Here is a 12,197-nt window from a genome sequence, read left to right as displayed (position 1 = left end):
CGGGTCGTTGTTGCGGCGAACTATTCGTAGTTGCGTTGTGCGCGCCAGGTCGTAGTTTGCAGCTAGGTTGTGCGCGTCAGGGCTGCGATTTGGATATCCCGGCGCGGACTAGAACGTGTGACTCCGGCTCACCCGGCCAGGTGCCGCTGAGCCTCACCTGCCGAGTCTCTTTTCCCGGCGCCACATCGGCGTCCGCAGCCACCGCCAGGTCTGCTTCCGCGGCCCCGTGTGCGATGGGGACGGCATCCGTTTGGACACCCTCTTCGTGCGTGTGCTCGCCGAGCACACGCGGCACGACGACCGTGAGGTCACCCATTTCGATGATCGTTCGACGCTGCTCTTGGCGCGTCGACACGTTGACAATCGGCGCTGGCAACACCCGCGCGCCGTCGCGACCACTGCCGACGACAACCGCCGTAGGGTCGCGTCGCAGAAGTTCACCATCGACCTCGAAGACCACGTCGGCCTCGTGTCCGCCGGTGAAGGCCGCAGTCGCAACTGCCGCTATGTACACGGGATCACCCGTCGCGTCGTACACCCAGCGCTCACCGAGCACCGAGTGCTCCATGGTGGTGATGAGCCAGTCGTCGCCGCCCTCAAGCGGCGCTCCCCTGTAGGTGAGCGGCACCTGCAGCAGCGGCCCGGCGTCACCGAATCGGACGAGCAACGTCTCGATGCCGACTTCGCCGTCTGGATCGTCGAATCGGTATGCCGCCACACTCGTCACGGCCGCGTTGCCGTCGCCCTCGAACCACGGCTGGGTCGGGGCCCAGTCGGCGATGAGCTGCGCTTTGGTAGGGCGAATATCGGCCTGGTGAATGAGTGCCATGCGTTCGATCGTACGACCGCCACTGCCGTGAGTGAACAGAAAAGTCCCCTAGTCTGGTCGAACAATTGATCGGCGCGGAGTCACTTCCGCTCGCCGGAATGGAAGTGGGGGCTTCACCGAATGACTATTTCGGAGAATGAATCGATTCTGGCTGGCGGCAGTGGAGAGGTCGCGTATCGCGGCGCTGCGGCGGGTGGCGCCCTGCCGTATGGCGCCGTTTCGAACGCTGCCCTGCCGTATGGCGCCGTTTCGAACGTGACACAGCGGATGCTGACAGCGCAGCGTGTCCTCGAGCTCGTCTCGCAGGATCAGCGCGCCCTCGCGGATCTCGTTGCGGCATACGACGGCCCCGGCGATGTGCTCCTCGCGCTGCGTCGCGCAGCCAATCCGCCTACTCCCGAAGATGATCGCCTCGCGATTGAGGACCTCAGGAAGCTCGCCTTTGGTCGCACCACGACTGAGGAAGAACACCAGGCTGCAGCGGATGCCCGCGCGCAGCTGCACCAGCTGGAGCTGTCGATCAACGCGACCGGTGGCGCTGCCGACGCCGTGGCCGACGCCGGGGCCGGCAGTGACGCTGCGCTGGATCGGGCGCTGGCTGCGCTCGGCCGCGGCCACAGCATCGTGGAATCAGCTGCCGTTGCGGATTCGCCCAGCGCGCGGCTATTCGCCCGCCCGATTCCTGACGCTGACGTCGGCACTGGCGCTGGCACTGGCACTGGCGCTGGCACGCTCCCCTCCCCCTCATCCGCCGACGTCAACCAGCTGACAGACGCCCGCTCAGAGCGCGCCTCCCACGCTGCCGCCCCGCACTCACCACGACGTCCGGTAACCCACAAGCGACTGGTTCTCGGAGCCATCATCGCCGGAGCGCTGATCTTCGGCAGCGTGGCCGGCTTCGTGATCGCGCGCAGCGTTCCGGTCGGTAGTGACTCCGCCACCCCTGGCGATCTTGCGGCCGCAGAGAAGTGGTTTGGCTCCGCACAAAATGCCGACGATAAGCTCCCGGTAGCGAATTCCGACCGGTTCGATTCAGACACCACCAGACTCGTACGCGCTCTCGCACCGGGAAATACCGTCTGGGTGGCCAAGTCCTATACGGGCGAGCTCTGCTTGATCAGCCAGTCCGTGCCCGACTCCTTCGTGGGCGCGTGCATCGAGCCTGACCAATTCAAGTCGGCCGGCCTCTCCCTCGTCGATGGCGACCGAACAACAACCTGGGATGGCACGGCCGTGACCATATCGGTCACATCTCCGTAGTCGCTTCCGTCACTCCCGCTGTTCCGTTGCTCCTGGTACTCCTGGGACTTGAGTCACGTCCGCATCGGCGGCCCTCCCACACGCCATCCAGCGCCCTGCGGCCAGCCGCCGTGCCGCATCTGAGTTAAGATTTTGTAGTGTCTCCCTCATCTCATCCCCTCCGCATCGCTCTCGTTTCGCTTCACACGTCACCAGGAGCAGAACCGGGTTCTGGCGACGCCGGCGGCATGAACGTGGTGGTTCGCCACCAGGCTGAAGCGCTCGCCTCTCTGGGACACACGGTGGAGATCCTGACGCGACGGTCGTCATCCGCTGCCCCTGCCGCAACCGAGCTAGCGCCGGGCGTCACGCTGCGCTTCCTCGACGCAGGGCCGGCAACTCCCATCGCCAAGGGCGAGCATGAAGCCGTCATTGATGAATTCCGGATGCGCATGGCCGCGTTCGGCCCCTACGACGTCATCCACTCACACCACTGGTTCTCCGGCATGGCCGCGCTGCCACTCGCGCGCGAGCTCGGGGTGCCGCATGTGCAGAGCTTCCACAGCATCGCCGCCGACGAATCAACTCCGCTGTCGTCAGGCGAACGGCCCGAATCTCCCGGCAGGCTGGTCGGCGAGGCCTGGCTCGCCCGCGAATCGGACGCCACCGTCGCAATCAGCGAAGCCGAAGCTGAGACCGTGGTCACGCGCCTCGGCGGAACGCGAGAACGCATCGCTGTCGTGCCGCCCGGCGTCGACAGTGCACTGTTCCACCCGGCGTCGCACGTGCCTGCCCCTCGTGATGGCCGAGCCGAGCACACGCTCAACAACTCAACCGCGGCGGCCACCTCCGACGCCTACGCACTCGTCGCCGCGCGCCTGCAGCCGCTCAAAGGGCTCGACCTGGCTATCGAGGCAATTGCCGCGGTGCCAGCGGATGTGCGGCCGGAACTTGTCATTTCAGGGGACGCCTCCGGAGATTTCGACGGGTACATCGATGAGCTGCGCGCCCTCGCCGCCCGCAACGGCATCGAGGACGGCGTGCATTTCGTGGGGCCGCAGTCGCGGGTCAACCTCGCGACGCTGATGCGTGAAGCACGACTGGTGCTCGTGCCGTCGCACTCTGAAACGTACGGACTCGTCGCCCTGGAAGCGGGCGCAAGTGGTGTTCCCGTCGTGGCTGCAGCATCCGGTGGTCTGCGCGAAGCCGTCGTCGATGGCGTGACGGGTGTCGTGCTCGACTCCCGCGACCCCATGGTCTGGGCAGATGCCATTACGAGAATCCTGACGGATCCCGAGCTGGCGACGCGCTTGTCGGTCGAGGCACGGGCCCACGCGGAGACGCTGAGCTGGCCGCGATCGGCCGAGCGGCTGCTCGACGTGTACCGCGCGCTTCTGCAGGCGAAGCTCGAGAAATGACGACAGGAGCACGTGACACGGTGAATATTCTTGATTCGGCATCCGTTCTCTTCGTGCATGCCCACCCCGACGACGAGACGATTTCAACGGGTGCTTTGATCGCCGAGTTCGTCGCCCGTGGCAGCACCGTGTGGCTGCTGACGGCGACGCGGGGTGAGCGCGGTGAGGTCGTCGACGGCCCGCTGTCAGGGCTCGAGGGCACCGACGACCTTGTCATTGAGCGCGAGCGCGAGCTGGACAGGGCGACCAACACTCTCGGCATCACCCAGCGGTTCTGGCTGGGCGAGCCCCCGGCCCGCGCGGCCGGCCTGGCTCAGCGGCGCTACCTCGACTCCGGCATGGAGTGGATCCGACCAGGACTCGCCGGACCGGCCGCAGACAGCGACGACGCGGCGCTGTCCGTTACGCCGCTCGACGAGGTGACCGCGGATATCGCCGCGCTCATCGCCCACCTGCAGCCGGCCCTGGTCATCAGTTATGACAGCAACGGCGGCTATGGCCACCCCGATCATGTGCGCGTGCACGATGCGACGGTGCTCGCGAGCCAGGCGAGCGGCGTTCCGTTCGTCGAGGTGCACCACGAACGGGCAGCGGATGTCGACTGGCTCGACCTCGACGCCCACTTCGGCACCGTCTCTGCCGCGCTGCAGTGCCATGCGAGCCAGCTCACCGTGCACGGCACCGACATCGTGCACTCCGGCGGGCAGCGGGAGCCGATCACGACCTCGGTCGGCGTGAAGCTGCTCTAGGAGCGTTCCGCGCTGGGATGTGTGCGGCCCCGGTGTCGTCGCGCCCGTTGTGGCGGACCGCGCCCGCTATAGCGGGCGCGACGAGCGACAACAGGCGCGGTGATCGAGGACGAGGCCGTCCACGGCCGCACCGAAACCCGCAGTTGCGAAGCCAGCCTGCGAGATTTCGAGACACTCGCTGGCGCTCGCTCCTCAATCAGCGGGGCTCCTCAATCAGCGGGGCTCCTCAATGAGCGGCGCCCCTCAATGAGCGGGGCTCCTCAATCAGCGGAGAGACGTCACGCAATCGACACGACGGCAGGATTCGAACCTGCGACAACCGGAATATGAAACCGGCCCCTTCGTCCACTCGGGCACGCCGCGATAGACCAACGCTACGAAAGCCACCCGCCGCTGTCACGCAGATTGCGCCCGCTTACGTCGCGTTGCACCGTGTGACGTAAGCCCGGCACACCCGGGGCATGGCACACCGCAGCGCTCCCCCCACCCCAGCGCTCAGCCCACCCCAGCGCTCAGCCCACCCCGCCGCTCAGTGCACTTAGCGCGAAGCCTGCACCCTCACCACGAAGTCACGCAACAGGCCGCGCCCGGCATCCCAGCCGCCCAGATCGCTCGCTGCGTTCACGTGCCCGAGGCTCCCGACGTGCGCGAAGTCCGATTCCCATGCTGCTGCAAGCTCCAATGCCGCGGCGATCTCGCAGTACGGATCGTTGTCGCTGGCGACGACCAGCGCCGGCACACCGAGGGCAGCCGGCTCAATCGTCAGGAAGGAGGGAGCGTCGGCGGGGAATTCGGGTCCGAAGCGGTCTGGCGGTGCTACCAGGAGCGCTCCAGCCACGCCACCGGGGTTCTGAACCAGCCACTCGGCCACGGCCAGTGTCCCCAGGCTGTGCGCGATGAGGATGGTGTCTGAGCCCTGCAGCGACACCGCGTCGTCTATAGCTCGGAGCCAGTCGCTGAGTTCAGGCTCGTCCCACGATGAGGGGGCGATTCGACGCGACGTGCCGTCATCCGCTTCCCAGATCGACTGCCAGTGTGCAGGACCTGATCCCCCAATGCCCGGAACAATCGTCAGCCGCATGCGTCCCTCATCCGCTCAGTCTGTTGCACTGTATATTCCCCTCCCGACAATCTAGCTGTCGAGCCTGCCGCACTGACCGACAGCCGCCCTTCATGACGCCTTGTTTCCGTGTCGTCGCCGTCACGAACCCGGCCTGCCGATAGATTGTTGACGGCACAAATCACCACACGAAAGAGAGCCGATGGCAGCGAGTTCCGCACCGGGCACTCCCGCCTGGCTGGGCGCATGGAATGATCGCACCGCCCTCTCCCTGCTTCTCGAAAACGGCCCGCTCTCGCGAGTGCGCATCGCCGAACTCGGTGACATGTCAAAGCCCACCGCGTCGCTCGTCGTCACCCGCCTCGAATCGGCCGGGCTCATCACCGTCGCCGGCGAGACGACAACGGGGCAGGGCCGGCCCGCGAAGACCTACACCGCCCGCGCCGACCGCGTGCTGGGCGTCGCCATCGACATTGACGCCAAACGGATGCGCGCCTGCCTCGTCGACGCGCTCGGCACCGACCACGACACCGTCGAGATCCCCCTCCCTGCCCCCGCAACGAAGCGTGATGCCCCGCGCGAGATCCGCGAGGCAATTGAGGCCGCATGCGCGCCGAGCGGGGCAGACCCCGCTGCGGTGCGGAAAGTCTGCCTCGGTGTGCAGGGCTACCTCGACACCCGCGACGATGACCATCTCGACAGCGAGACCCTGCCTGGCTGGCCCCGCACCGGCGTGCGCCGCCACCTCGAAGACTCTCTGCAACTCGAGGTGCAGATCGACAACGACGTCAACCTGGCCGCCGTCGCCGAACGCGCAACGGGCACAGCGACGGATGCCTCCAGCTTCACCCTCTTCTGGCTCGGCAACGGCATCGGCGCAGCCCTCGACCTCGACGGCACGGTCTTCCGTGGCACCTTCGGCGGCGCCGGCGAGATCGGCTTCCTGCCTGCCCCGAGCGGCGTGCTCGGCCATGACGACAAACCGGCCAGCGAGCTGCAGGATGTCATGGGCGCCAAGGCCATCATCCGCCTGGCCCGTGAGCACGACATCCATGGTCGTACCCTTACCGACATCCTCGACGCCCTCGCGGTGAGCCCCGCCAGGGATGCTGTCATCACCGAGTTGGCCCGCCGGGTCACGTTCGGCGTAATCCCCCTGCTGGCAGTACTCGACCCGGCCCTCGTCGTGCTCGGCGGCCCGACCTGCATGGCCGGTGGCGACCAGCTCGCCGCACTCGTCTCTGAGCAGATCCGCCGCACCACCCGGTGGACACCCACCGTCGCCGCCAGCACCGTCAAGGGCAACCCGATTTTGGCCGGCGCCCGCGAGCTCCTCATAGCGGATGTCCGCAACCAGCTCCTGGAGTCCGTCGCGAAGATCAGCGCGTAGGTACGCGCTCCTCCGGTCGATCTCAGGTGGGCGCGCGGAAACGCGCTGGGCACGCGAAATACCGCGCGCCAGGCGCGTTTCCGCGCGCCAGGATTCGGCCGTGCGTCTGGAGGTCGGCTCGCTGTGGTTTCGAGACGTGGCCTCGTTCCTCGGACGCGCCTCAACCAGCGGATGTCGCGAAAACCGGAAACGTTGCCGCAGAGAGCGCGATCCGTCCTGTATTCGGTGACACTTGCTCGATTCATCCTGTATTCGCTACAGGGTGGCGCGGCATGGTCGTGACGCGAATGCCCGATAAACGCCCGCGGATGCGGGCGACCGCTCCACGAGCGGAAAGAGGTCAGGCGAACGCGAGTGCGCGGGCGCCTCTGCGTGAGCGAGCGCGTGCCGGCGTGACCTGACGCTGCAGTGCATCGAGCAGCAGCGCCAGCTGGGCTGCCGGAGCATCGGGCGCCTCAGGATGCCACTGCACGCCCGTGATGGGCGCCGTCACGTGCTCAAGCGCTTCGACGAGTCCGTCTGGGGCGACAGCGGCCGGCACCAGGCCGGCGCCGAGGCGGTCGACAGCCTGGTGATGTGCGCTCTGCACGAGCACGTCGGTTGCACCGAGGCTTGCGGCCAGCCCACTGTTATCGGCGAGGGTCACCGCGTGCGTGGCGAGAGTCTGCTCGACCGGCACATTCAGGTTCTTGTGGAAGCCGTCATCCTCGATGTGCTGCACGAGGGTGCCGCCGAGGGCGACGTTGATGACCTGGAGCCCCCGGCAGATGCCGAGCAGCGGCGTCGACCGCTGCAGAGCGCGGCGAACGATCGCAATCTGGCCGGCATCCGCTTGCTCGAAGTGGATGCTCTCACCCTCGTACCCGGTCTCGGCCCCATAGAAGTGCGGTGTGAGGTCTTCGCCGCCAACGAGCACGATGGCGTCGGCGTCGATGGTCGCGGCGAGCAGGTCTGCGGCCGTGGTGTCTGCGGCGGCGTGACGGCTGACGGTCCAACCGCCGTCGATGCCAACTGCCGCAACGCGCCCATTCAGCGTCTGCACCTTGGCGTGATAGGCGGGGCGATCCGGGCGGGACGCGGTGACCTCAATGATCGCGAGGTGCGGGCGGGAGGTGTACTCACTCATGCTCTCGCTCCTGTCTCGATCGGGCTGCGGAATGTGGCGTCGATTCTGCCGTGAGACCAGTGTGCCAAGGCAAGCGGATGACGGCGACTCCCGTCGTAACAGGCTGCAACACAACTCAAATGGCCGGTTCAGCGACACCGAAGCGGCACCCAGTGTTGCCTGTGACCTCCCAGCGAATTCCTAGACTGGGTCGGCGGCTGGTCGTAAGCTCGGCAGCACGGAAACAAGCTGACGAAGGCAGGCCGATGCGGGCACGACTGACTGTGGGAGCCATCGCCGTGATGACGGTGCTGGTGTTCGGATTCCCGGCTGCGGCATCCGCCGAGAGCCCGGTCACCTTTGGTTCGAGCCACATTTCTGACTCGGTCGGCGCCATCGGCAATGACACCGCCGACGTGCAGGCTGCGATCGACTCCCTCTATTCAGAGACCCAGATCGACCTCTTCGTCGCATACGTCGACACCTTCTCCGGGGTTTCAGACCGCGAGCAGTGGGCAGACCAGACCGCCGACCAGAATGGCTTCGGCACCAATGACGTACTGCTGGCCGTGGCCACTGGGGACCGGCAGTACCAGCTGTCCGTCGCCCCCGACTTCCCGCTCACCGACGCCCAGCTCAGCGAGGTGGAGTCCACGGCCATCGAGCCTGCGCTCCGCGAGAACGACTGGGCAGCTGCCGCAATCGGCGCCGCCAACGGCCTTGCGGCCGTGTCCCTTGGCCAGGAGGTCGTCGCTCCTGACATCACGCCTGGCGAGGCGAATCCGTCGTCGGGAATCAGCGGCTGGGTGGTGTTCCTGATCGTGCTGGTAATCGTCGCGTTGATCGTCATCGGCATCATCTTCTTCGTGCGGAGACGCCGCGCTGTGTCGGGTGGCGGTGCAGGTGCAGGCAAGGCCGGCGTCGACGCGGTGCCAACGGCCACGCTCAAGCAACGTGCAGGCAGCGCGCTCGTGCAAACGGATGACGCCATCAAGACAAGCGAACAAGAAGTTGGTTTCGCAGACGCCCAGTATGGCGCCGAAGTAACGACAGCGTTCCACACCGCGGTGGCAGAATCCAAGGCTCTCCTCACACAGGCATTCACCCTGCAGCAAAAGCTCGACGACGGCGAGCCGGATAGCGAAGAGCAGCAACGCGCCTGGTACAGCGAGATCATCGACCTGTGCGCCAGGGCCAACGCCGCCCTCGACGAACAGGCTGACGCATTCGACGAGCTGCGCCAGCTGGAGAAGCGTGCCCCAGAGGCTGCGGCCGACGTCACCGCGCAACTTCATGCGCTCACCCGGCGCACCGTCGACGGCGCCGCATCGCTCACGGAGCTGGCCGCAACGTACTCGGAGGCCGCCATCGCCACCGTCGCCGACAATATCAACCAGGCAGAGGACCGGATCGCATTCGCTCGCACCGCGATCGAAGACGCCACCACCAGCCTGGCCGCCGACGAGCGGGGAGACGCGGCAGTTGACATCCGCGCCGCCGAAGAGGCCGCCGCCCAGGCCGGCCTGCTGCTCGATGCCGTCGACCGGCTGGGAACCGACCTGAAGAACGCGGCCGGAACGGTGAACTCGACGATCGCCGACCTCGAGTCAGACCTCATCACCGCCAAGGCGTTGCCGGCCGGAACGCCGGCCGCCGAGTCGATTCCGACGCTCGTCCAGGTGACGGAACAGACAATCGCCCAGGCCAAGGAACGGATGGCCGCTGGCCGCACGAATCCGCTTGAACTCGTGCAGTCCCTCGAATCGGTCAACGAGCAGATGGACGCTGCCCTCGCCGGGGTGCGGGATGCCCAGGTGCAGGCGCAGCGGGCTCGCGCCGCGTTCGACCAGACGCTGCTCTCTGCGCGCAGCCAGGTCTCTGCTGCAGAGGACTTCATCACCGCCAGACGCGGGGCCGTCGGCGCCGAAGCGCGCACCAGGCTGGCCGAGGCCGGTCGTCTCGTTGTGCAGGCCGAGTCACTATCGGCGTCTGACCCTGCAACGGCGCTTGCGACCGCTCAGCGTGCAAACTCACTCGCCGCGGAGGCGATCAACCTGGCCCAGAACGATGTCGACGGTTTCCAAAGCGCACAGTACGGCGGCACCTCCGGTGGCGGCATGTTCGGCGGCGGCACAGCCGGTGGCGGCGGCAACGGTGCCATGGGCGCAATCCTCGGCGGCATCCTGATCAATTCGCTCCTGAGTGGCGGCAGCCGATCGGGTGGCGGTATGTTCGGCGGCGGCGGAGGCGGCATGTTCGGCGGGGGTGGCGGCGGACGCCGATCCAGCGGCGGAATGTTCGGCGGAGGTGGCGGCGGACGCTCCCCCGGCAGCTTCGGCGGCAGCGGCACCCGATCGCGGCGCGGCGGTGGCGGCCGCTTCTGACAATCGGCATCACTGCTGCGCATCGCTCAGCCCCAGATCCAGAACCAGATCCAGATCCAGATCCAGATCCACTCAGAACCTGCACTATCCAGAACCAGATTCATCCCGCACTCCCGAAAGGACACTGAAATGGCAAAACAATCCATCTTCGGCCGCATCTCACAGCTGGCCAAGGCGAACATCAACGCACTCTTGGACTCGGCTGAAGACCCCAAGCTGATGCTCGACCAGATGGTGCGCGACTACACGAACAGCATCGCGGATGCCGAGAGCGCGATCGCAGAGACCATCGGTAACCTGCGCCTGCTCGAAGACGACCACCGCGAAGACATCGAAGCCGCATCCGAATGGGGCAACAAGGCACTCGCCGCCAGCCGCAAGGCCGACGAACTGCGTGCATCCGGCAATACAGCGGATGCCGACAAGTTCGACAACCTGGCCAAGGTCGCACTCGGCCGCCAGCTGCAGTCCGAGAACGAGGCCAAGGCCGCTGAGCCGCAGATCGCCTCGCAGACCGCCGTGGTCGAGCAGCTGAAGAATGGCCTGAACGCCATGAAGCAGAAGCTCAACCAGCTGGCGTCGAAGCGTGACGAGCTGATCGCGCGCTCCAAGAGTGCGCAGGCACAGTCGCAGGTGATGGATGCCGTCAAGAGCATCGACATCATGGACCCCACCAGTGAGGTCAGCCGTTTCGAAGAGAAGATCCGTCGCGAAGAGGCGAAGGTTCGCGGCGCGAGCGAGCTCGCGGCATCCAGCCTGGATGCCCAGTTCGAGAGCCTGGACAACCTGGGCGAGCTGACAGAGGTAGACGCGCGCCTGGCTGCGCTGAAGGCGGGCTCCGGCTCGAAGGCTCCGACGGCGTCGTTGGAGCAGTAGTACCGCCGGGCTCCCCCGCTCGGTCTCGAGACGCTCGCTGGCGCTCGCTCCTCGACCACCGGATCCTCCCGTTGGTCGAGGAGCGCCCGAGGAACTCGACCAGCGGGGGCCGCGCGGGTCGAACGCAGCTTCGCGCATGCTGCAACACCCGCGCAGCTGCGCACGACCCGCGCGACGCCGGCAACCGGCATCCGCCCACCAAACCGGCATCCGCCCACCAAACCGCGACCGACGCTGGAAGTCGAACGCCTTCACAGGAGATACTGAGCTGTGCCCCCCACCTTCGTAGTCGTACCGCAATGGCAAGGTTCCGTTTCTCCCCGCGCGATGCGCTTGAGTGATGGTGCGGAGGCGATCAGGGGCGATCTGCCCATGTCCCGTACTCGCGTCGTTGAGATTCCGATCGAAGCCGGCGACGCCCTCGACACCGGCGTCCATCGCTACTCGGCGCTGCACACCGTGCGGGAGCGCCTGGCACACGAACTTCAGGCACTCGAACATCGGGCGGAGTCGGACTGGGTCCTCACCGTCGGAGGCGACTGCGGCGTCTCGCTGACCGCCGTCGAGCACGCGTCCACGGCGCATCCCGATGCCATGGCCGTTGTCTGGTTCGACGCCCACCCCGACCTGCACACCCCAGAGTCGTCGATTTCCGGTGCCTTCACCGGCATGGTGCTGCGCGCGATCTCCGGAGAAGGCGCAGATGGCCTTGCCCTCACCGAGCCGGCAGCCGTTCCGCTCGATCGTGTCGTGCTCGCCGGCATCCGCGACATCGATCAGGCCGAAGCCGACCTCATCGGCGAGCGGGAGATTGCAGCCGTTCCCGTCGCCGTGCTCGACACGCCTGATGCCCTGCTGGCAGCGGTGGGAGCGACCGGCGCCACCGCTGTGTACGTGCACATCGACCTCGACGTTCTCGACCCCTCGGTGATCACGGGCATCTCCAACGCCGTGCCGTTCGGCCTGAGCGTTGAAGCGCTGACCGCGGCAATCACCGCGTTGAAGACCACGTACACGCTGGCCGGGGCGACGATCGCGGGCTTTGCACCATCAACACCGGATGCCGCCAACGACGACCTCTCAGCAATCCTGCGCATCATCGGGGCGCTCACCCGCTAGCCGGCGCACACATACCCGCTGGCAGACA

General features: G+C 66.8%; 10 protein-coding genes and 1 tRNA gene. 7 read left to right on the top strand and 4 right to left on the bottom strand.

What is annotated here, in order from left to right; genetic code table 11:
* Positions 1 to 76: 76 nt before the first annotated feature.
* Positions 77 to 829, bottom strand: coding sequence for a CG0192-related protein (locus AC25Z0_RS12830; RefSeq protein WP_488133455.1), 753 nt, complete (start codon positions 827 to 829; stop codon positions 77 to 79).
* Positions 830 to 949: 120 nt separating this feature from the next.
* Here AC25Z0_RS12830 and AC25Z0_RS12825 point away from each other — a divergent pair, with 120 nt between their 5' ends.
* The 3 genes from AC25Z0_RS12825 (at position 950) to AC25Z0_RS12815 (ending at position 4,235) form a co-directional block, all read left to right on the top strand.
* Entirely contained in the window at positions 950 to 2,089 is a 1,140-nt protein-coding gene (locus AC25Z0_RS12825; RefSeq protein ID WP_488133454.1) for a hypothetical protein, read from the top strand.
* Between the two features lie 137 nt (positions 2,090 to 2,226).
* Positions 2,227 to 3,486: a glycosyltransferase gene (locus AC25Z0_RS12820; protein ID WP_488133453.1), complete on the top strand. Its 1,260-nt coding sequence runs from the start codon at positions 2,227 to 2,229 to the stop codon at positions 3,484 to 3,486.
* A complete protein-coding gene (locus tag AC25Z0_RS12815; RefSeq protein ID WP_488133452.1) occupies positions 3,483 to 4,235 on the top strand; it encodes a PIG-L deacetylase family protein in 753 nt (250 codons plus the stop codon). Before AC25Z0_RS12820 ends, AC25Z0_RS12815 begins: the two co-directional genes overlap by 4 nt.
* A gap of 289 nt (positions 4,236 to 4,524) precedes the next feature.
* Here the strand turns inward: AC25Z0_RS12815 and AC25Z0_RS12810 are convergent.
* Together AC25Z0_RS12810 and AC25Z0_RS12805 are read right to left on the bottom strand one after the other, a co-directional pair.
* Positions 4,525 to 4,598 (bottom strand) — tRNA-Met (locus AC25Z0_RS12810).
* Between the two features lie 175 nt (positions 4,599 to 4,773).
* Complete coding sequence (locus AC25Z0_RS12805; protein ID WP_488133451.1) at positions 4,774 to 5,316, bottom strand: RBBP9/YdeN family alpha/beta hydrolase; 543 nt, start codon at positions 5,314 to 5,316, stop codon at positions 4,774 to 4,776.
* A gap of 181 nt (positions 5,317 to 5,497) precedes the next feature.
* Between AC25Z0_RS12805 and AC25Z0_RS12800 the strand changes: the two genes are divergently transcribed.
* On the top strand, positions 5,498 to 6,685 hold the full coding sequence (locus AC25Z0_RS12800) for an ROK family protein (RefSeq protein WP_488120039.1): 1,188 nt from the start codon (positions 5,498 to 5,500) through the stop codon (positions 6,683 to 6,685).
* 340 nt (positions 6,686 to 7,025) lie between these two features.
* Here AC25Z0_RS12800 and AC25Z0_RS12795 read toward each other — a convergent pair whose 3' ends face one another.
* Entirely contained in the window at positions 7,026 to 7,811 is a 786-nt protein-coding gene (locus AC25Z0_RS12795) for a gamma-glutamyl-gamma-aminobutyrate hydrolase family protein (RefSeq protein WP_488133450.1), read from the bottom strand.
* Between the two features lie 245 nt (positions 7,812 to 8,056).
* On the opposite strand from AC25Z0_RS12795, the gene AC25Z0_RS12790 reads away from it, so the two are divergent.
* The 3 genes from AC25Z0_RS12790 to AC25Z0_RS12780 all read left to right on the top strand — a co-directional run bounded on the left by AC25Z0_RS12790 (position 8,057) and on the right by AC25Z0_RS12780 (position 12,169).
* Complete coding sequence (locus tag AC25Z0_RS12790; RefSeq protein WP_488133449.1) at positions 8,057 to 10,174, top strand: TPM domain-containing protein; 2,118 nt, start codon at positions 8,057 to 8,059, stop codon at positions 10,172 to 10,174.
* A 129-nt stretch (positions 10,175 to 10,303) separates the two neighbouring features.
* Entirely contained in the window at positions 10,304 to 11,050 is a 747-nt protein-coding gene (locus tag AC25Z0_RS12785) for a PspA/IM30 family protein (protein WP_488120036.1), read from the top strand.
* A 327-nt stretch (positions 11,051 to 11,377) separates the two neighbouring features.
* On the top strand, positions 11,378 to 12,169 hold the full coding sequence (locus tag AC25Z0_RS12780) for an arginase family protein (RefSeq protein ID WP_488133448.1): 792 nt from the start codon (positions 11,378 to 11,380) through the stop codon (positions 12,167 to 12,169).
* Positions 12,170 to 12,197: the final 28 nt, after the last annotated feature.

The sequence above is a fragment of the Leifsonia sp. Y862 genome (genome assembly GCF_057669585.1).
Note: the sequence above shows the minus strand (reverse complement) of the source record. Positions and strands in the feature narration are given on the sequence as shown.